At 66.2% G+C, this 20,072-nt stretch carries 13 protein-coding genes; 4 read left to right on the forward strand and 9 right to left on the reverse strand.

Features of this window, described 5'->3' with window-relative positions; genetic code table 11:
* Window positions 1-12 precede the first annotated feature (12 nt).
* Window positions 13-981, forward strand: a complete 969-nt coding sequence (locus HGI30_RS19305; protein ID WP_168909012.1) for a methyltransferase domain-containing protein — start codon at window positions 13-15, stop codon at window positions 979-981.
* A gap of 88 nt (window positions 982-1,069) precedes the next feature.
* Here the strand turns inward: HGI30_RS19305 and HGI30_RS19310 are convergent, their stop codons facing one another.
* From HGI30_RS19310 to HGI30_RS19335, 6 genes are all read right to left on the reverse strand, one after another.
* Window positions 1,070-8,107: a glycoside hydrolase family 3 N-terminal domain-containing protein gene (locus tag HGI30_RS19310; protein WP_235680459.1), complete on the reverse strand. Its 7,038-nt coding sequence runs from the start codon at window positions 8,105-8,107 to the stop codon at window positions 1,070-1,072.
* Between the two features lie 274 nt (window positions 8,108-8,381).
* Entirely contained in the window at window positions 8,382-9,281 is a 900-nt protein-coding gene (locus HGI30_RS19315) for a hypothetical protein (protein WP_168909013.1), read from the reverse strand.
* A gap of 1,122 nt (window positions 9,282-10,403) precedes the next feature.
* Window positions 10,404-10,973, reverse strand: coding sequence for an SLOG family protein (locus tag HGI30_RS19320; protein ID WP_407944996.1), 570 nt, complete (start codon window positions 10,971-10,973; stop codon window positions 10,404-10,406).
* Between the two features lie 102 nt (window positions 10,974-11,075).
* Entirely contained in the window at window positions 11,076-12,404 is a 1,329-nt protein-coding gene (gene rmuC, locus HGI30_RS19325; RefSeq protein WP_168909014.1) for a DNA recombination protein RmuC, read from the reverse strand.
* Between the two features lie 42 nt (window positions 12,405-12,446).
* Window positions 12,447-13,571, reverse strand: coding sequence for an N-acetylmuramoyl-L-alanine amidase family protein (locus tag HGI30_RS19330; protein ID WP_168909015.1), 1,125 nt, complete (start codon window positions 13,569-13,571; stop codon window positions 12,447-12,449).
* A complete protein-coding gene (locus HGI30_RS19335; RefSeq protein WP_168909016.1) occupies window positions 13,568-13,882 on the reverse strand; it encodes a HesB/YadR/YfhF family protein in 315 nt (104 codons plus the stop codon). The genes HGI30_RS19330 and HGI30_RS19335 overlap by 4 nt, the downstream gene beginning before the upstream one ends.
* Before the next feature lie 338 nt (window positions 13,883-14,220).
* Between HGI30_RS19335 and HGI30_RS19340 the strand changes: the two genes are divergently transcribed.
* Together HGI30_RS19340 and HGI30_RS19345 are read left to right on the forward strand one after the other, a co-directional pair.
* Complete coding sequence (locus tag HGI30_RS19340) at window positions 14,221-14,721, forward strand: sigma-70 family RNA polymerase sigma factor (RefSeq protein ID WP_235680460.1); 501 nt, start codon at window positions 14,221-14,223, stop codon at window positions 14,719-14,721.
* A complete protein-coding gene (locus HGI30_RS19345; RefSeq protein ID WP_168909018.1) occupies window positions 14,711-16,444 on the forward strand; it encodes a DUF4179 domain-containing protein in 1,734 nt (577 codons plus the stop codon). The genes HGI30_RS19340 and HGI30_RS19345 overlap by 11 nt, the downstream gene beginning before the upstream one ends.
* Before the next feature lie 144 nt (window positions 16,445-16,588).
* Here HGI30_RS19345 and HGI30_RS19350 read toward each other — a convergent pair whose 3' ends face one another.
* Window positions 16,589-17,458: an aminoglycoside 6-adenylyltransferase gene (locus HGI30_RS19350; protein ID WP_168909019.1), complete on the reverse strand. Its 870-nt coding sequence runs from the start codon at window positions 17,456-17,458 to the stop codon at window positions 16,589-16,591.
* A gap of 315 nt (window positions 17,459-17,773) precedes the next feature.
* Here HGI30_RS19350 and HGI30_RS19355 point away from each other — a divergent pair, with 315 nt between their 5' ends.
* On the forward strand, window positions 17,774-18,073 hold the full coding sequence (locus tag HGI30_RS19355) for a hypothetical protein (protein WP_168909020.1): 300 nt from the start codon (window positions 17,774-17,776) through the stop codon (window positions 18,071-18,073).
* A gap of 9 nt (window positions 18,074-18,082) precedes the next feature.
* Here the strand turns inward: HGI30_RS19355 and HGI30_RS19360 are convergent, their stop codons facing one another.
* Window positions 18,083-18,892 carry an inositol monophosphatase family protein gene (locus HGI30_RS19360; protein ID WP_168909021.1) on the reverse strand — a complete coding sequence of 270 codons (810 nt, stop codon included), beginning with the start codon at window positions 18,890-18,892 and terminating at the stop codon, window positions 18,083-18,085.
* Window positions 18,889-19,902, reverse strand: coding sequence for a phosphotransferase family protein (locus HGI30_RS19365; protein ID WP_168909022.1), 1,014 nt, complete (start codon window positions 19,900-19,902; stop codon window positions 18,889-18,891). Before HGI30_RS19365 ends, HGI30_RS19360 begins: the two co-directional genes overlap by 4 nt.
* Window positions 19,903-20,072: the final 170 nt, after the last annotated feature.

A 20,072-nucleotide genomic window follows, 5' to 3' on the forward strand; every position in this document is an offset into this window, starting at 1 on the left:
GGATGAGATGATGTGAGGATCGATCTGGGCTGCGGCGAGGCCAAGCACCCGGGCTGCCGGGGAATCGACAGGCTGGAGCTGCCGGACGTCGATCTCGTGCACGACTTCGACGCTCCGCTGCCCTTCCAAGACAATTCCGTCGAATTCGCGATGCTGTCGGACAGCCTGCAATATTCGTCAAATCCGTCGCGGCTGATGGAAGAGCTGTACCGCGTCTGCCGCCACGGAGCTGTCATCTGCGTGTCGGCTCCCTACGCGCACGCCTCGGCGCATCTGGCCAACCCGTCCTATCGCTCGCTGCTGAGCGAGCAGTCCCCCCGCTACTGGACGTCCCATCCGGCCTGTTACGTAGACCGCGAAGAATACCGCTTCTGCGCGGAGCGGAGCTGGTCGCTGGATGCCGGGGGCGGTCTCGACCTGCGGCTCGTGCGGCTGGAGTTCTTCTACTTCCCGCAGTATGAAGGCATGTATGAGCCGCATGAGCTGTCGCTGCTGCGGCAAAGCCAGATGAACGTCGCCCATCACTTCATGATGCACCTGATCGTCGTCAAGCAGGAAGTATCCGAGGACGAAATGCAGTGGCTCGCCGTTCAGCCGATGGAGGAGCCCTCCTACGTCGAGGAGCTTCGGTTCCCGATTCGCGGAGGGAGCGATGAGCCGTTCCTGTATCCGGGTCCCATGGAGCCGATGATGGCGGCTGCCGCAGCCGCAGCGAACGAGGCGGAAGCGGAACTGGACCCGGATGAGGGAGCTGCGGAAGGCGCGATCGCCGACGACGTCCGCTCGGAAATCGACGCCGAGGCCGCCGGCGGGGAAAGCGAGGCTTGGAGCGAGCCGCGACGCGACGAAGCGGCCGCACCGGCCGCGACGCGCCCCTCGCGGGCGGGAGCCCCGTCCCGCTCGAGCCAGCGGAAAGGGAAGCGGGCCGGAAGCAAGCCGGCGCCCCCCAAGCGCAAGCGCCTTTCCTCCAAGCGAGTCTAAGCGGTTCGCCCGCTCGATGCCGAGTCTGACGCGGCCATAAAAAAGAGCCCATTCCCGAACCAACGGGAATGGGCTCTTGGCGTTGCGGTCAGCCGATGCGGCCGAGCAGGCGATGGAGCATCGCCGCCGTCTCCGCGCGGCTGGCCGTGCCTTGCGGCTTCAGCGCGCCGCTGTCGCCGCCGACGATGCCGGCCTGGACGAGAGCCGCCGCGCTATCGGCCGCGTACGGAGCGACGGAGCCGCTGTCGCGGAAGGCCGACAGGCTGGAGAGCGGAGCCTGCTCAAGCGGCTCTCCGGCCAGGGAGGCCGCGCGGGCGATGAGCGTCATCAGCTCCTGGCGGCTGACGGGAGCGAGCGGATCGAAGCGTCCGTCCTCGCGTCCTTGGGCCAGCCCCAGAAGCTTGGCGATGCGCGCCGCCTCCTCATAGTAGGCTCCCGCCGGGATGTCGCGGAAGGATGCCTCTCCGTCGGCGGAGAACTCGAACGCGCGCACGAGCAGCAGCAGCAGATCGCCGCGGCGGAGTTCAGCCGCCGGCTGGAAGCGCTGCTCGTCCACGCCCTGGACGATGCCGCGGGCAGCCAGCGCTTCGATCGCCCGCAGCGCCCAGGCGTGCTTAGTCAGGTCGCGGAACTCGGTCGCGGAGAAGACGGCCGCATACGTTCCGGACGCCCGGACATCGAATTCCATGCTGCCGCTGCCGGCGACGGCCCCGGCGGCGTAGCGGCCGCTCGGAACCGGGATGGACCGGCTGGCGTCCAGCAGCCGCACTCCGATGCGGTGGGAGGCGGGGATCATCTTGCCGTCCAGCTTGGCCGGCACGGAGACGCGTGCCGCAGGATGCGAGGCGGCCGGCACGACCGGCTTGCCGCCGCTTTCCAGGCCGATGCGGTAGACCGGGAGGCCTGCGGAGGCGGCTTGCTGCGCCGCGGCGAGGCCGCTGCGGTCCGCTTCCGCCAGCGTCAGGCGGACGTCGTCTCCGGCAAGCTCCGCGCCCTTGAGCCAGCCGGCCGGCAGCAGCAGCGTGCCGTTCGGCAAGCGAAGCTCCAGGCGGGAGGCGCCGCTGCGCAGCGCTTCGGCCGGCAAGATGACCGCGTAGCCTGACGCCCCTGCGGCGGATGGGACGTTGATCGTGATGTTGCCGCCCGCTGCCCCGGCCTGGTCGAGCTCGGCCCGGCTGACCGTGACGGAGGCGATGCCGGACGGAACGTCGAGCTTCGGCACGCCGGAGGTCAGATTGCCTCCGGGAGACGCGGTCGGCGCGGCGCTTGGAGACGCGCTTGGCGCAGGCGTCGCGATCGGACCATAGGTCGGCATCGGCGTGGCCGTAGGGCCGGCGCTCGGCGTCGGCGACGAGCCCGGCGACTCGCTCGGTTGTGGCGATGCGCTCGGATTCGTGCTCGGCTGCGGATCGGCCGGGCCGGTCACATAAGTGAATGCGGACACGTAGCTGGCGTCCATGCCGTCCTTGACGGCGATCGCGCGGATGACGGCCGTGCCCTCCACGAGAATCGGACCGTCGGCGCGCTTGCCGCTTTCGGCGGTCGGCAGGCTGCCGTCCAGCGTGTAGTAGACGGCGGCATCCGTCGTTCCGCCGGCCAGCGTCACCGCTTGCGGCTTGGCATACTTGCCGGCTTTGAGCGTGGCTTTGGCGATATCCGCCCGCCTCAGCTCGGCGACCGGCTCCTCGTCCGTCGGCGCGAGGCGCAGCCAGTCGAGGTTGAAGCCGTCGCCCTGAATCAGCACCGACAGCTGCTGCGGTCCGGCCGCGAGGGCGACGATGCCCGATGCCTCGCGGTAATTGCCCCAGCCGCCGGTGGACGGAAGCGATGCCGTGCCGACGGCTTGGCCGTCCGCGAGCAGCGCCGCGGATACGCCCGGCTGCTGCGTCGCATAGCGGTACGTGACTTTGTAGCGTCCGGCCTGCGGCACGTCCACTCCATAATGAAGCTTGTTGCCCGCATTGGTGTAGCCGACATTGGCGGTGCCGGCGCTGCGGTTCGTCTCAATGGCGTTGCGGTCGCCGTCGAAGTAGCTCTCCGCCTCGAGCTGCAGCGCTCCGTCCGCTCCCGCCGCCTGGAGGCGGAACGGCTCGATCGCCAGCGAGCCGACGTTGAAGCCGCTGGCGTTCGCGGCGAGACGGAGCGTCTGCTCGCCCGCCGGCAGATCGATCGTCTTGCGCACCGCAACCCAGTTGTTGTAAATCTGCGGCACGTCGTACGTCGCCAGCACGGTTTCGCCGAGCTTCAGGCGGAACGCGCCGATGCCGCCGCTTTGCGACTGGAGCTCCAGCGTCACCGTATAGCGTCCGGCCTCCGGCACGGACAAGCGATAGTCCGCCCAGTCTCCCGCATCCGACTCCCCGAGCTGGCGGCCGTCGGCCGATCCGCCGGCTCCCGGCTTGAAGCCGGACATCGCGGCGTAGTCATCGGCGGAGGCCGTTCCCGGCACGGCGATGAGGCGAGGGTTGTTCTTCACCTGAAGCACCGGACCGAGCTGCACCCAATCCAGCGCGAGCGGCCCATCCGCCGCGGTCAGCCGCAGCTGCTGGGAACCCTGGCTCAGCTGGATCGTGCCCGATGCCGTCGTCCACTCGGACGAGGCGAGCAGCGCGTCGCTCCGGATCGGGCTGCCGCCGTAGACAGACCAGGCTACCGTGGCGCCGGCCTCGGACTCCGTACGATAACGGTACTGCAGCTGGTACAGGCCGGTTTCCGGGGCGGCGATGCGGATATTCAGCTCGCTGCCGCCGTGCAGGCTGACCGCGTCCTTGGATGCGCCTGCCGGAGCCTCGAGCAGCAGCGCATGCGCCGTGCTGGAGGCCGCTTCGGCCTCGACGCGCTGCGGCAGCGCCGTCTCGCCCGCCGCTGGCTGCAGGCGCAGCTCGCGCAGCCGGTAGCCGGTGCCTGCGGCTTCGAGGCGCAGCTGCTGGTTCCCGGCCGGCAGGTCAAGCCGGACGCGGACGGCGGCATATTCGCCGTACGTGTCCCGCGTCACCGGCACATGGGCAGCCGTCGCGCCGCCAGCCTTCACCGTGACCGAGGCGTCCGCAGGCTGGCCCGCGTAGCTCAGGTCGAGCGTGTAGCGCCCGGCCTTGCGCACGTTCACGCCGTAGTCGAAGGCGGCCTGGCCTTGCGCCGGGTCGGCGTTCAGGCCGTCGACGACGCCCGTCGCCGCATCGGCGGCGTACGACCCTTCGGCCTGGTCGAAGCTCGCGGCCGCGAAGCGGCCCGGGGCGGTGCGGCCCAGCTCCGGACGGGTCCAGCGGTAGGTGGCGACGGACTTGGCCGGCACGACCGCGCTGATCTGCGTGCCGTCGCTGAGCAGCTTGACCGGCTGGTCGGACGCCGTCTGGTTGACGATCACCGCGACGATCGTCTTGCCGTCCGGACTGCGGAAGGCGACGTTCGTGACGGTGTCCTTGCTGCCGTAATTGCTGTCGATGCGCTCATAGCCCGGCAGGACGAACTTGGAGAACTGCGCCATCAGGTACGTCTCCGGCGCGAGCCAGTAGCGGTCGCGGTCCGCGGAGTCCTGGATGACCGGCGTCGGATCCGGCACGCCCGTCCACTGGTGGGCGCGGATGTCGCTGTCGAGCATGACGACCCACGAGTTGTAGCTGCGCGCCCAGTTGCGGAAGTACTGCGCGATGCGGTCCGCTCCCTGCGTGCCCCATACGGCGCGCTCCGTCAGGTAGACGTTCTTTTCCGGGAACAGCTCCTTGAGCCGGGTCATCTCGCTCAGCTCTCCGCCATAGTCGTGGAAAGCGGTGCCGTCGACGGCCTCGTAGGCGGCCGGATCGCGCAGCAGCTGCGCCGGATACGCCATCGTGTCGCCCGGGTTGTGGTCGAAGGTCAGGATCTTCACTCCGCCGAAGCCGGCGGCGTCGAGCTTCGTCCGCAGCAGCGCGGCCAGACGGCCCTGCTGCTGCCAGCTCATCTTGGTGCTCGGATACTCGATCTCGAGCAGCGGCTCGTTCTGCATCGTCAGCATCTCGATCGGAATGCCTTCGTCGCCATACGCCTGCACGAATTTCACCAGATAATCGGCATAGACCGGCAGGTAAGGCTCCATCACCTCGCCCTTGATCATGCTGCCCGTCGTCTTCATCCAGCCCGGCGCGCTCCACGGCGAGCCGAAGAACTTGACGTCGGGGTTGATCGCCTGAATCTCCTTGAGCGTGGAGATGATGCCGAGATCGCGGTCCTTCTGGATCGAGAACTTCTTGAGCTCAGGGTCGGTCTCGCCCGGCGGCAGGTCATTGTAGGAATAGAACGGCTGGCCCGTGAAGTCCGCCGTGCCGATCGTGACGCGCACGAGGCTCATGCCGGCTCCCTGCTCCTTGTCGAACAGCTGGACGAGCAGCTCATGCCGCTTTTCCGGAGACATCTTCATCAGATTGCCGACCGTCGATTCCTCCATGGAGGAGCCGATGCCGAAAATGGACTGGTAAGCGGTGTCCGCGTCCAGCTCGATGACCTCGCCCTTCGCTTCGTTGGGCTTCACGACGTCAAGCGGAGCCTGGGGGTCCAGCTTCTTGTCGCCTTCCTGCCAGCGCGGAGCGTAGTACCAGCGGATGTTGCCCGGATCGCGCTCGCGGCTGATCCAGCTCTGCACGGCGTCCTCCTGCACGACTTCCGGCTCGATCGGCGTGCCCGGGTTGCCCGGCTCCTCCGTGCAAGCCACGGCCGTCGGCGCCGGCGCGTCGCCGGTGCGGGTCAGCTTCACCCAGTTGAGGTTGAGGCTGCCGCCGAGGAACGAGAGGCGCAGCTTCTGCTTGCAGGGTCCCCCCGGCAGCTCGACATCCTTGGCCGCAGCCGAGCCCCAGTCCTGGTAGCTGTTGATGCGCGGCAGCGGAATCGTCGCGCTCGCCTGCTTGTTGCCGTCGACGATCCGAAGGCCGGAGCTGTCTCCCCAGCTGGCGTAGCGGACCTCGACGTCATACAGGCCGCCTTCCAGCTCGACCTCATACTCGGTCCAGTCGCCATCGTCGATGTAGCCGATGTTGTCGCCGCCGCCCGCATCCTGCGTCTTCTCCGTCTGGATGCCGGACTGGGCGACGAACGATTCCGCCTCGATCTGCAGGTAGCCCGGATTTTCCGGCGTCTCCGGCTGCGGAGCTTCCGGCAGCTGCGGCGTAGCTTGAGATTTTTGGAGACCATATCCGGTTTGGAAAAGAAACGCTTCCGCTCCCGGATCGGGCTTGGCGTACGCGCTCAGCTCGAACGGCCAGCGGATCGGCAGCTTGCCCTCGAACTCGCGCGAGCCGAGCAGCACATCGGCTACGCCCGCGCCTTCCGTGCCGGGCAGCCAGGCTGCGACCAAGCCCTGCACCTGGTCCAGCTGCTTCGTGACCGTCATCGGACGTCCGCTGACGAGGACGAGCACGATCGGAAGATCCGGATCGGCCGCACGGATGTTGTCCAGCGTCGCCTGGTCTTCCACGTCCAGGTCGAGGCTGGAGGCGTCCCCGCTACCCTCCGCATACGGCTTCTCGCCGAGCACGACGATGGCGGCGTCCTTGCCGGCAGCGCCGCGTCCGTGCTCATTGAACGTGACGGCCGCTCCGGTTGCCTTGGCCGCCGCCTGCAGCCCCTCGAGGATCGTCGTGCCGGGCGTGATCGCGCCCGACGAACCCTGCCAGGTAATCGACCAGCCGCCGGACTGGCGGCCGATGTCGCTGGCGTTCTTGCCGGCGACGAGCAGGTTCTTCATTGTCGGGAGCAGCGACAGGATCGGCGCCTCGCCCCCGTCCGCCCCGCGTACGAAATCGTTCTTGAGCAGGACGAGCGAGCGCGACACCGCCTCGCGCGCCACGGCGCGGCTCGCCTCCGAGCCGAACGCCTGCTGCATGTCGCGGTCGGCGTAAGGCTGCTCGAACACGCCGGAGCGGAACTTCACCGTCAAAATGCGCGTGACGGCGTCGTCGATGCGGGACATCGGCACGGCGCCTTCTTCGGCAAGCGCTTTCAGTTCCGTGTAGACCTGCTTCCATTTATCCGGCTCCATAATCATGTCGACGCCGGCGTTCACGGCCGTGCGCACCTGGGCCTTCAGCCCGCTGACCGCTGCTCCCGAGGAATCCCGCGTAATCTGGTCGATGGCGTTGTAGTCGGAGATGACGAAGCCCTTGAAGCCAAGCTCGCCCTTGAGCTTGTCCTGCAGCAGCCGCTTGTTGGCATGCATCTTGAGCCCTTGGATGCTGTGGTAGGAAGCCATGACGGTGCCGACGCCGGCTTGGACGGCCGCTTCATAGACCGACTTCTCCCGCTGCCAGATTTCTTCCTCGCTGTAAGCGGTGACGTTGCCTTGGTTGACGCCGCCTGCCGTGTAGCCTTCCCCCACAAAATGCTTGGCGGTGGCGACGACATGCTCCCGGTCGGCAAGCTGCTCCGGCTTCTCGCCCTGCAGCCCCTTGATGTAAGCCGCTCCAAGCCGGGCGGCAAGCGCCGGATCATCGCCGAAGCCTTCGTAGGTGCGGCCCCAGCGGATATCCTGCACGACGGCGAGCGCCGGCGCGAACGTCCAGTTGACGCCTGTCGCGCGAATCTCAGTCGCGGCCGCTTCGCCGACCTGCTCGGCCAGCTTGACGTCGCCCGCCGCCGCCAATCCGATGTTATGCGGAAACAGCGTCGCTCCCTTGACGTTGTTATGGCCATGCACCGCATCCACGCCGTAGAGCAGCGGAATGCCCAGACGCGTCGACAGCGCGCCGTTCTGGTAGCTCTCGTACAGCTCCGTCCACTTCTCCAGCGTGCTGTCGGCCTGCTTGCCGCCCGGGAACGAACCGCCGCCGCTCAGCACGGAGCCGAGATGGTACGTGCGCACGTCCTCCGGCGTCACCGAGGCGCGCTCCGCCTGCACCATCTGGCCGACCTTCTCCTCGACCGTCATGCGGGCGAGCAGATCCTCGGCGCGCTTCTCCGGTGTCAGCGCCGGGTTGAAATAGGCCGGAAGCGAGCTCGCTTCCGGAGCCGCCGACGCATACGCCGGCAGCATTCCCGCTGCCAGCGTCGCCGCCGTAAGCGCCGACAGCCAGCGCTTCGCCTTGCCTCTTCTTTCTTCCGGCGGCCTGGCGCTGCCGGCTCCGGATCGGCGCTGCTGCGGAGAAGGAATACTCGGTTTCATCACTCCATGAAGCCTCCTCTATGAATGTAATCGATACCATGACCGAGCATGCGGAGACGCTTTTCTGTAATCGTTTACAGAAAAGCATGCTTAGAGTCGTGCTGCCTGCGCCAGGATGCCGCTCCCATGCCAGCGATCGCAAGCCAAGTATAGGACAAGGATGTGCCGAAGGGGAATGCTCCTCCGGCACATTCTTGAAAAAACAAACGTCAAACCTGAAGTAACACCCGGTCGCGGGTGATAGCGCGGGTGATGGCGCAAGTGATAGCGCAGCTCATGGCGCGGGTGATGGCGCGGGCAGTACGGCCTTGAGCGGCTTCGGCGCAAGTGCAGGCCGCATAGGCGATGGCAGCTTGGGCGGTGCAGGCAGGAGCGGCGCGGGCAGCCGATAGGCCGAGGCAGTGAATTCGTCCTGCCCGATCCGGGCCCAGTCCGCGCTTACCGTATATCGCAAGCCGGGCGTGAAAGCGAAGCCGGGCGGAAGCCGGAAGCGCGGCGCCTGGCGGGCGGAGACGAGCTGCGTGCCCGGAATATACGCTGCTTCGAGCGTCCGGCCGCGCTCGGGCGAGATGCGCACGGACAGCCCTTCAAGCGGCGGCACGATCTGATAATAGCGTCCTTCGAACACGTTGTCGGCGCTCAGCTCGAAGCCGCTCCCGGCGAGTTCCGGCTGGAGCGCCGCCGCCACTCTTCCTACGTCGACCACGGCATCGCCGAAGGAACAGGTCAGCTCGACCGTATCGTAGGCGCAGGCGACGGCACGGCGGAAAAAGATCCGATCGACGCCGGCGCGGAAGCCGAGCTTGTCGCCGCCCCGGAACGAGCAGGCGTAGCGCTTGCCCGGCTGCTGGAGAGCCGTCGGCACGATGTAGGTTGCGCGGGAGCCGTGCTTGAGCCTCGGGCAGCCTGTCACCCGAAGCCCCCCGCTCAGCTTGAGATATGCCGCGGCTTCTTCCAGCTCCTCCGGCGCGAGCGGCTTGCTGAAGCTGAGCTGCAGCGACACCGGACTGAGCGCCTCCGCTCCGACCAGCTGCTTGGGCACGTATTTGGGCGGCTTCTCCGTCCTGGCCTTGCCCTTGCGGTTCATGAGACGGGACAGCAGCGGACGCTCCGTGCTCGTGGGATGATGCCAGCCGTCCGCCGGCTGACCGGATGTATCAATTTCGCTTTGCACGGCCCTGCACCTGCCCCGGGTGAAATGGATTCTGGCCTTACTGTATGCCGACCGGCTTGGGCAAGGTGAAGGACTGCGAGCGCTTCGTCTTGCGAGGCGCTTGGGCCGAGATGCAGGACTGCGAGCGCTTCGTTTCGAGGCGCCTGGACCGAGGTGAAGGACTGCGAGCGCTTCATCTCGCGAGGCGCTTGGGCCGAGGTGAAGGACTGCGACGCTCCGTTTAGAGGCGTTTTAGAGATCGACGCAAGTCATAGGGGGCCGGGGAATGCCGGGAGGATTGGAATGTCGGGATGACTGGAATACCGGGAGGCGAGCCTTTGTGCGGTTGGCGGAATGCCTGCTCCTTTCGCTGAATGAAGGCAGTCCGGACTCCTTCAACGCTCGCCCGCCTGCTCTACTCTGCGAATGAAGGTAGTCCGGACCCCTTCAACGCTCTCCCGCCTGCTCTACTCTGCGAATGAAGGTAGTCCGGACTCCTTCAACGTTCGACTGCCTGCTCTACTCTCCCAATGAAGGCAGTCCGGACCCCTTCAACGATCGCCCACCTGCTCTACTTTGCGAATGAAGGCAGTCCGGACCCCTTCAACGCTCGCCCGCCTGCTCTACTCTCCCAATGAAGGCAGTCCGGACTCCTTCAACGCTCGCCTGCCTGCTCTACTCTCCCAATGAAGGTAGTCCGGACCCCTTCAACACTCGCCCGCCTGCTCTACTCTGCGAATGAAGGCAGTCCGGACTCCTTTAACGCTCGCCCGCCTGCTCTACTCTCCGAATGAAGGCAGTCCGGACTCCTTCAACGCTCGCCCGCCTGCTCTACTCTCCCAATGAAGGCAGTCCGGACTCCTTCAACGCTCGGGAACGGGTCGCTATCAAAGTCAAAGTCTAAGTCGACTGACCTTTTGCGACGAGCACTGCCCGCAGGTTAACCATCTCTAAGCTACGAGTGCCGAGAGGGAGGACGCTTAAATAGCCGTAGCTTGCAACCAGGTAGACTAGTTGATCTTGAAAAATGAAAATCCAAGGCACATGACTGCCTTGGATTCGTAGATTCGGCCTGACATTCAACCTCCAAGGCAGAGAACTGCCTTGAATTCGCAGCGTCGACGGAACGGCGCAGCGCGTCCTCTAGTCGAACGCCGCGCTCCGCGCGTCGTCGGCGATGCTCTGCACCGTCTCCGCCGAAATCGTGAGCAGCGGATACTCGTCGCCCGCCTCCTGGCGCTTCAGCGCGCGCTCCTTGAAGTAGCGCGGACTGCCCTCGCCCATCTCCTCGTCGTAAAAGAGCAGCATGGCGTCGCTCTTGCGCACGAGCAGGCTGTCGCGGGCGGTCAGCTGCCAAACGCCCTCATACGGCTGCTTGCTGACGCTGGCATGGTGGTCCACCCGCCGCAGAAGCTCCTCGTAATACAGCTTGCGGTCGTCCTTCCACTTCTCGTCGACGTTCGCGTAGGCGGTCAGAATCGATATCTTGAGCTGCGGATAATCCCGCTTCAGCTCCAGCGCCGCTTCGACCGCCCACAGGTCGAAGCCGTAGCCTCCCGGCGACAGCAGCCACTCGAGGCCGTCCTCCAGCAGCGGCACGAGCCGGCTCGCCGCCGCCGCCTTGATGTAAGGGATCGCCTCATGCTTCTGGTTGAAAATGTTCAGCTCATGCGCCCGATACCCGGTCGCGAGCAGATTCACGATGCCGCCCATGCGCAGCGCCCCCTCATCTCCGGCCTGCCCGGGCGTCGGCTCATCGCCGGCCGCCAGCTGAACCTAGGCGGGCTGAACGCCGCAACCGCGGCATGCCGCCCGCTAATCACCGGCCGCCTCGAGCAGCAGATCCGGCGCTTCGCCGGCCGGCAGCTCCTGCACCTTGCGCAGCTTGCGCTCGATCGCGCGCGAACGCACCGAGGCGGCATCGATCGAATTGCTCGCCTCCTGCAGCTTCTTCTGCGTCTTGTCGAGCAGGTCGCCGAACTTGCCGAATTCCGTCTTGACCGCGCCGAGCACCTGCCACACCTCGCTCGAGCGCTGCTGGATCGCCAGCGTCTGGAAGCCCATCTGCAGGCTGTTGAGCAGCGCCGTGAGCGTCGTCGGACCGGCGATGACGACGCGATGCTCGCGCTGGACGTATTCCCACAGGCCCGGCCGCCGCAGCACCTCCGCGAACAGCCCTTCCACGGGAAGGAACATGATGCCGAAGTCGGTCGTGTTCGGCGGATCGAGATATTTGGCCTGGATGCTCTTGGCCTCCGCCTTGATGCGGGCGTCGAGCAGCTTGGAGCATTCGGCCGCTGCCGCGTGGTCGTCGGCGTCCAGCGCGTCGAGCAGCCGCTGGTAGTCCTCGATCGGGAACTTCGAGTCGATCGGCAGGTACAGCCACTGCTTGGGGTTGTGCTTGTCCGGGATGCGCACCGCGAACTCCACCCGCTCGCTGCTGCCGCGCCGCGTGGCGGCGTTGCGCTCGTACTGCTCCACGGTCAGCGTCTGCTCCAGCAGGTTGCCGAGCTGAATCTCGCCGAGCGTGCCGCGCGTCTTGACGTTCGTCAGCACCTTGCGCAAGTCGCCGACGCCGCTCGCCAGGCTCTTCATCTCGCCGAGCCCCTGATGCACGAGCTCCAGCCGGTCGCTGACGAGCTTGAACGACTCGCCGAGCCGCTGCTCCAGCGTCGCGTGCAGCTTCTCGTCCACGGTCGCGCGCATCTGCTCGAGCTTGCGTCCGTTGTCCTCCTGCAGCTGGCGCAGCTTCTCCTCCACCGTGCCGCGCACGAGCTCCAGCTTGGTCTCGCTGACGCGGGTCAGCTCGGAGAGCCGTTCGGAAAAGTGATCCAGCAGATGCTTCTGCTGCTGGGCCATGTCGTTCATATTGGCCATGAGCATGCGGTTCGTCGCATTCAGCGCGGCGGCCAGCTCCTCGCGGCTCTGCCGGGCCGAGGCGGAAGCTTCCTGGCGCGCCTGCGCCGCCTGCTCCAAGCTCTCCCGGCGCAGCTCCGCCCGCAGCCGCTCCAGCTCCGCGCGCAGCTCGCGGAGGAGAGCCTCCTGCCCGCCCCGGCCGCTGTTCGGGCGCCGAAGCAGCAGCAGGGCGATGCCGGCCAGCACGAGCAGCTGCAGCGCCGCGATGAGGATCGTGTTCATATCCATCGGTCCGACCTACCTTCTGTAATCAGCCGCGCCGGACGGCGCTCAGCTGGACTTGCGGGCGAAATAATCCTGCAGCCCCTCGGCGATCGCCCTGGCCGCGGCCTTTTGGTAGGAAGCCGTACGGGTCTCCTTTTCGTCCGTGGCGTTGCTGAGGAAGCCGAGCTCCAGCAGGACGGCCGGCAAGCGGTTCTCCCGCAGCACGTGATAATCGCCGAAAGCGATACCGTTGCTGCGGAGGCTCAATCCTTGCAGCCGCTCCTCCACCGCATGAGCGAGCGGAGCGTCCTTGCTCTTGGAATAATAGAACACCAGCGTGCCCGACGCCTGGTTCTTGGCGGAATTGTAATGCACGCTCACGAACGCGTCGGCCGCCGCTGCGGCTGCCGTACGGACCCGTTCGGCCAGCGCCGGCTTCTCGCCGTCCTTGACGCGCGTCAGGACGACGCGCGCGCCGAGCGAGCGGAGCTCCTCGGCCAGCAGCTGGGACGTGCTGAGCGTAAGGTCCTTCTCCTCGGTGCCATGCGTCGTGCCGATCATGCCTGGGTCGTTGCCTCCGTGCCCCGGGTCGATGGCGATGAGCTTGCCTTGAAGGCTGCCGCGGGAAGAACCCGCCGTCGGACCGAGCCCGCTGCCGGAGCTGACCGCGACGCTGCCTCCGATGTACTGGCTGCTCATCCAGGCCGTCTGGCCGCTCTCGGTCGTGACGCGGGTCCAGCCGCCCTCTTGCTTCAGGACCTTGACGCGATCGCCGGTCGTCACGCTGCCGAGGATGCCATAGCCCGTTCCCGGGCCGCTCCGCAGCCGCACGCCGCTGCCGGAGATCGATTTCCAGCCGCTGTCCTTGGATGTGGAAGCCGTCGTTACGGACGCGCCGGAGCCAGACGAGCTGGCGGAGCCGGAAGCCGCCACCAGAAAATGCGCGGCCGCCCAGCCCTTCAGCCCGCCGCCGCTCAGCTTCGCCCAACCGTACTTCTCCTCCGTCACCTGCACCGTCGTTCCCTGCTTCAAATACCCCTTCAAAGCGGAGCCGCTGTCGGCATCCTCGCGCACGGCAAGCGAATTCGTGCCGACCTTGTAGCTCTTGCCGGCCGCCGTCGCCGCTTCCGCGCTCCAGAACGGAAGCGCGAGCAGCAGCGCCAGCAACGGCAGCGTCAGCCTGCGAATCATTCGGCTCCTCCTTTCATCCGAGCGTCCCGCACCTCGATCACCGCTTCGCGCTCCGCCTCGTCGTAGACGAGATGAAGCTCCTTGGCGTCGAGATACCACAGCTGGTCCTCCTCCATGAAGAACACGAGCCCTTCCCGCTCCTCCCGAAGGCCCGGTGAACGCGACTCGTCCTTCATGATGCCGAGCGACAGCCCCGGCTGCACGCTTCCGCAGCCTCCGAGCCGCACGAAGACGCGCAGCTGCTCCCCATCATCCAGGCCCAGCTCCCGCTTATACCAGCGAGCCGCTTCCGGCTCTACGACCAGTCTCATGTCCCGTGCTCCTTCCTTACCGCGCGGGGACTTGCCTCCCGTTTGCCCGGCAATCATGCTACTAGTATTTGCTAGATTCGAAGATAGTATAACAAAGGCGGACTTGCTAGAGCCAGCCGAAAGGCCGTCCATGAATAAACTCTCATCGAATGGCTCGGGAAGGAAAACCGTTCGCCCCTCTCGCGGGTCTAATAGATAGGAGCCCCTGACTAACGGCAAGGGGCCGCCGAACGGGAAGCCCCGGATAAGGAGCGCTTATGATTGCACTAGACTCGGAAGAAAAAAGGAAGCTCGCACGACGGGCCGCCGCCGGCGATGAGGAGGCCTTCCTCGCGGTGATGGATGCCGAGCGGCACCGGCTGCGGCGCATCGCCTCGGCCTGCCTGCCCGGAGAGCACGACGTGCTCGAAGCCGTGCAGGAAACGGTGTGCCGGGCCTGGCTCAAGCGTCGCGAGCTGAGTCACCCGGATCACATGGGCACCTGGCTGGTGCGTATCCTGCTGCGCGTCTGCGCCGACGAGCTGAAGCGCAGCCGGAGGCAGCCGGCGCGCGCGGAAACGTCGGAGCTACTGGAGCGGCACAGCCAGGAGGCCGGCCCCCAGACGGACGAAGTCCAGGAGGCCGCTCTGCGGCTCGACTTGGCGGCGGTCGTCGATTCGCTGGAGCCGCCCTATCGGGATGTCGTGCGCATGAAATACCACCGCGACATGACGCTGGCCGAAATTGCCCGCGCGCTGGAGAAGCCGCCGGGCACGGTGAAGACGTGGCTGCACAAGGCGCTCGGACAGCTGCGCGGACAGCTGCAGGGCAAAGGAGAGGAGGGCAAGCATGGCGGATGATGGAAGGGCTAGAGGCCGAAAAGCGGAAGAACAAGAGGCTGTCGGGCAAAAGCCGATGGAGGCGGGCGACTCGACCAGGGGCGACAAATGGAGCGAACGGATGACCGTCGCAAATCTAAAGGAGCCCGCAGCGGGCGAACGGCTGACTGGAGCCGGGTCGGCGGTGTCTGCGGCGGGCGGCGAGCTTCGGACTGGAGCCGGGTCGGCGCAGTCTGCGGCGCGCGGCGAGCTTCGGACTGCAGCCGGGTCGACGGAATCTGCGGCGGGCGAACGGCTGACTGGAGCCGGGTCGGCGGTGTCTGCGGCGGGCGGCGAGCTTCGGACTGGAGCCGGGTCGGCGGTGTCTGCGGCGGGCGGCGAGCTTCGGACTGGAGCCGGGTCGGCGGTGTCCGCGGCGAGCGGGCCGATGCCGGGTTCGGAGCCGGCGGAGCTTGCAGCGGACGCGCGGCTGCATGCCGCGATCCGGGCGGGACTGGAGCGAGGCAAGCGCCGTTCCCGGCCGCGCCGCAGACGCCGGCTCGGGCTTGCCCTTGCGGCTGCGCTGGTCTCGCTGCTGGCCATGACCGCCGGAGCCGCCAAGGTCAGCCCGGCCTTCGCCGCCGCGCTGCGCAGCGTGCCGGCCCTCTCCGGTTTCTTGCGGCTGATCGGAGAAAGTCCCGCGCTGCTCAGCTCAATCGACCGCGACCTGCTGCAGGTCGTCGGCCGCACCGCCGAAAAGGACGGCAAGCGGCTGACCGTCGAGGCGCTCGTCGCGGATGAGCGGCGGCTGGTCGTGTTCTACCGGACGAACTTGCGGATGGAAGGGCTTGAGCCGACTCGGCTCGACGTCAAGGATGCGCAAGGCAAGCTGATCTCGGCTTCCTACGGCCATTTTTCCCCCGATGCGCAAGATGGGCCGGCAGACGAAGCCGGCGCCCGACCGGATATGATCGACGTGCAGATGAGCCCGGACGAGAGCCTGCCGGAGCGGGTCCTCATCGAGGCCGAGCAGGACGGCGTCGTGCTGCAGGTGCCGCTCGACATCGATCTGGGCAAGACGGCGGGCCTCGTGCGCGAGTTCCCCATGAATCGGACGCTGGAAGTCGACGGACAGAAGCTGACCGTCGTTTCGGCCCGCCAGACGCCGCTGCAGCTGGAGCTGCGGCTGCACAAGGATTCCGCCAATACGATGGATATTCGTAATTTGCTGAATCTCCGCCTGACGGACGAATCCGGGCGCGAGTGGCGCAGCACCGGCGGCTTTCTCGGCGACGAGCCGGTCCTGTTCTATCAGAACGGCTACTTCCAGAAGCCGAAGTCGCTGACGCTGCGGGCGGACGGCTTCGTGATGTTCGCCAAGGGACAGAAGATCGTCGTCGACTCGGAAAAGCGCCTCGTGCTGAAAGCGCCGGACGATCGGCTCTCGCTGACAGCGCCGGAGACGTCGCTTCATCACGGACAGCTCGACGTGTCCAACGTGCTCGCCTTCCGCCTTTCGGGCCTCGATGAGCGGGAGAGCAAATACGGGTACAATCTCGTTTCCAGCACGTTCACGGACGGGTCCGGGAAGAAATGGGAGGAGGTTGGCACGGATCGTATGATTCGCTCGTCCATGACGTCCGAAGGCCAGACTTATTATGTAAAGCTTCCGGCGAAGAAGCTCCCGCAGCCGCTCACCTTTGACGTGGAGGGCTACCCGGGCTACGCGCTGCATCCGATCGAGCTGGAGATGCGTCCGGAGTGAGCAAGTCCAGGAAAAAGAACGCTTAAAAAACGAAACCCGCCGGAACGGTGTCCGACGGGTTTCTTGGCGCGCTCTCGGTGCCGTTTGATTGCTGCGTATGGCGCATCAAGAGGTCAGATTCCGCTCGTCGCGCCAGGGTCCGCTTCAAAACCGCGTCGCATCTGCGGGGAGCGACTGCACCTGGCGCAAGTAGGACGTCATGCGCTCGTCCTCCTCCGCCGGATAGCGGCAGCCGAGCCGGGTCGCCACTTGTTCTCCTGAGCGCCGGAACAAGCCGACCGCCGCGAAAAGCGATTCCCAAACTTCCTCCTCGCTGCCGCCAGGAAAGGTCTGCAGCAGTCCTTCCCATTCGTCGACCTCCAGCCACCGCCGGATCCGCTTGCGGTTCTTGCCGACGCTGACGGAGAAGCCTGTCCGATAGCCGACCTGCCACTCCAGCATCTGCAGCAGCATCGGCCGCAGGATGCCGTTCAGATGGTCCATCGCGAACAGGATTTCCCGCCGCCATAGCCCTTTGGCGACGTAGGTCGAGACCATCCAGAATTCATTGCGGCAGTCGTGGAACGAAGCCTCGCTCGGCGGACGCACCCGGTACTCCTCGTCTGTAGGCGGCTGGACGTCCGTCAGCAGGCCGTCCTTGTCGAGCAGCACCTGCAGCAGCTTGTCCTCCTCCGAATACGCTTGCGCCTCCTCCAGCGGAATGAGCGTCAGGTCGAGCTTGTTGCCGTCCTCGAACAAGATCAGGTACGAGAAACGGTCGCCCAGCTCCGCCGGGAACAGCTCCATCGACTCCGGCGTCTGAAGCCATAGCCGCGATCCGAAGCAATCGATCCAGTCCGGATCGTTTCGGAAGGAATCCATCTCCGAGACGAGATACGAAATGTCATAGTCCTGAAACAGATCCCGGGAAGCGTTCGAATCGGTCCGCGATCCTTCCAGCGTAACCGCCCGAATCCTCTCGTCCCTCCTCGCGATATTCAGAAACAAGGCCATCATGTCCGCTTCTCCGCGCATCGTCGCCGCCTCCCTCATCAAATCTCCCACTACGTGCGAGGTCGAACGGCTCCCCGCGCCGAGTCGCTTCCGCCTCGCTCGATCCGCTGCAGGCATCGCAGCCGAGCTGCGGCACCGCGCGCTGGCCGCCCCCGCATTCTCCCCCACCGCATGCAGCTTGGTCCCTTTGACAACTGCTCGCTCTCCGACGTCCCTCCCAAGCGGCCCTCTCTATCCTTTTCTTTTAAGTTAATCCAAGAAAAGTAAAGGAAGGAATGAGGGTCGCGGAGAACCATATAGAAACCGTAAAATCTCGTTCCGGAGAGGAGAAACCCGATGCAGCCTCCCCCTGTCGCCCTCGGCCGACTGGCCGCCCGCTGCTCCGCGATCGGAGCCGCCATGCTGTGCGCCGGAGCCTTGCTTTGGCTGCCGATTTCCCACCTGCACGATCCGCAATGCCCGTTGTTCTGGCTGGTCGGCACATGGAGATTCGTGCTTCCCTTGTCAGGAGGAACGCTGCTCGCGCTGGGCCGTTCGATCGCCGTCATCTCCAACGTCGTTTTGGACGAATGGGATTCCTTGCACGAGGAGCTGAACCGGGTCGAGCAGGAGCTGAACCGGCTAGGCATTCGCTGAAGCCGGCCGCTAGAGTCCAAGCCCGCCGCGCACGATGCCGATCAGCTCCGGCAGATGCTCGGGATGTGCGGCGATCAGGTACGGCTCGGCACTCATCCCTTGGAAAGGCCCGCCGTTGAAATCGACGACCGCCGCTCCCGCCTCGCGGGCGAGCAGCAGCCCGGCGTACAGATCGTCTCCCTCCGAATTGTACAGCACCATCGCGTCCAAGTCGCCGCGCGCGAGCATGCACCACTGCACCGCCGGCGCCCACAGGCGGAGGACCCGCTTGAAGCTGCCCTCCAGCCGGGCCTTGAGCGCGAGCACGCGCTCGTCCTTGCCGACGGCATGCCCCTGAATCCAGCCGACGGTCATGCGCGGCACGGACGGGCAGCGGCCGATCGAGATCGGAGAACCGTCGACGAAGGCTCCTTTCCCCTTTTGGGCCACGTACAGCCGATCCAGATGAGAGTCGCAGATGACGCCGAGCAGCGGCTCTCGCCGATAAAGCAGCGTGATCGACACGCCGTACACCGGCAAGCCGATCGCGTAGTTGTTCGTCCCGTCGAGCGGATCGACGAGCCACAGCCAGTCGCCCGGCGCTCCGTGCCAGCCCGTCTCCTCGCTGCGGATCTCATGGTCGGGGAATGCCGCGCGGATATGGCCCAGGATGATCTCCTCGGCGAGCGTATCGGCGACGGTGACGAGATCGCCGCTGTCTCCCTTGTCCTGCACCTGCTTGTCCCGCGTGAAATACTCCCGCGCCAGCGCCGCCGCCTCGCGGGCGGCGAGCTCGGCCACCTCCCGGGCCTGGGCCAGCACCGCCTGACGGTCGGTCATGGCGTCTCTCCTCTCGCTGCCGCCAGCCAGCCGGCCAGGTCCGCCTGCCAGTCGGCCGCCCAATCCCGGAACGTCCGCTCCTCGGGCCAATCGGCTGCTCCCATCGCCTTGAGGCAGCCCCAATCGAGCACGTTCTGATGCAGCAGATGGACGGCGAGGCGGGCTTCCCAACCGCGATCGGCCTCCATGCCCTCCGTGCAGGCGCGGAGGAACCGCGCCGCCCGATCATGCCGGCCGCGGCTGCGGTAATAGACGAGCAGCTTGGGCAGATCGGCCAGCGGATCGCCGAAGTAGCCGTTCGTCAGGTCGAACAGCCCGCTCAGGCGCATCCCGCCCGGCTCGTCCTCCAGCAGGAAGTTGCCCGGCTTGAAGTCGCCCATGCACATGGAGGCGCGCTGCAGCTTGGCGAAGCCGAGCTCCGCCTGACGCAGCACGCCCTCCGCCCACGCCTCGTCCTCCGCTCCGATGTCGGAGAAGCGCGCGGCGTCCTTGAGCCAGTAAAGCACCCGATGGGAGAGCCAGCTGAAATAGCCGCCCTCGAACGGAACGATCCGGCCGTTCCGCGGATCGTACTCGCCGAATGCCGGCTCCGTCCAGGCATGGATCTGGCGCAGCGCCTCGGCGGCCGCCTGCGCTCCAGCCTCGCCGCCGTCATCCGGCAGGTCGCCGAGATGCCGTCCCGGCAGGCAAGGCATGATCGCGTAGCTCCAGCCGAACAGATCCGTCCGCTCGTCCATGACATAGGGAACCGGAAGGGGCAGCTTCGTCCGGGTGGCGAGCTGCTCGGAGAACCAGCGCTCCTCTTCCAGCTGCCCCGGGTAGAGCGGGTTTCCTTTGAAAATGTATGCGCCTGTGTCCGTCTCGATCCGCAGCGTCTGGTTCATCGCGCCTTGGCCGGTCCGGCTCCAGGCAAGCAGCCGGCCGAGTCCGTGCCGATCCAGCATGCGCTGCAGCTGCTCGCCGTTCGTCTCGCCTAAGCGAGGTGAGGAAAAAAAAATGGCTGTCGTCATCGTCGTTCCTCCGGTTCGAACGCATGTTCTATTCTCCGTCTATCATAAAGCATTGGAATCATTTGGACAAGCATTCGGCGGAAAGCTCACAGGGCCGGTTGGCCGCGGCAAGGACGATCGACTCCTTGAGCGCTTCCCCTGGACGAGACGAGCAAAGGCGCTTCGGATCT

Origin of the sequence: Paenibacillus albicereus, assembly GCF_012676905.1 — a bacterium.
Lineage (GTDB): Bacteria > Bacillota > Bacilli > Paenibacillales > Paenibacillaceae > Paenibacillus_O > Paenibacillus_O albicereus.

Bases quoted from the DNA above. Each gene is read 5' to 3' on its own strand.
- rmuC (WP_168909014.1), bottom strand. From the start codon at position 12,404: ATGGATATGAACACGATCCTCATCGCGGCGCTGCAGCTGCTCGTGCTG.
- HGI30_RS19310 (WP_235680459.1), bottom strand. From the start codon at position 8,107: ATGAAACCGAGTATTCCTTCTCCGCAGCAGCGCCGATCCGGAGCCGGC.
- HGI30_RS19320 (WP_407944996.1), bottom strand. From the start codon at position 10,973: ATGGGCGGCATCGTGAATCTGCTCGCGACCGGGTATCGGGCGCATGAG.
- HGI30_RS19340 (WP_235680460.1), top strand. From the start codon at position 14,221: ATGGATGCCGAGCGGCACCGGCTGCGGCGCATCGCCTCGGCCTGCCTG.
- HGI30_RS19355 (WP_168909020.1), top strand. From the start codon at position 17,774: ATGCAGCCTCCCCCTGTCGCCCTCGGCCGACTGGCCGCCCGCTGCTCC.
- HGI30_RS19365 (WP_168909022.1), bottom strand. From the start codon at position 19,902: ATGACGACAGCCATTTTTTTTTCCTCACCTCGCTTAGGCGAGACGAAC.
- HGI30_RS19330 (WP_168909015.1), bottom strand. From the start codon at position 13,571: ATGATTCGCAGGCTGACGCTGCCGTTGCTGGCGCTGCTGCTCGCGCTT.
- HGI30_RS19335 (WP_168909016.1), bottom strand. From the start codon at position 13,882: ATGAGACTGGTCGTAGAGCCGGAAGCGGCTCGCTGGTATAAGCGGGAG.
- HGI30_RS19360 (WP_168909021.1), bottom strand. From the start codon at position 18,892: ATGACCGACCGTCAGGCGGTGCTGGCCCAGGCCCGGGAGGTGGCCGAG.
- HGI30_RS19350 (WP_168909019.1), bottom strand. From the start codon at position 17,458: ATGCGCGGAGAAGCGGACATGATGGCCTTGTTTCTGAATATCGCGAGG.
- HGI30_RS19345 (WP_168909018.1), top strand. From the start codon at position 14,711: ATGGCGGATGATGGAAGGGCTAGAGGCCGAAAAGCGGAAGAACAAGAG.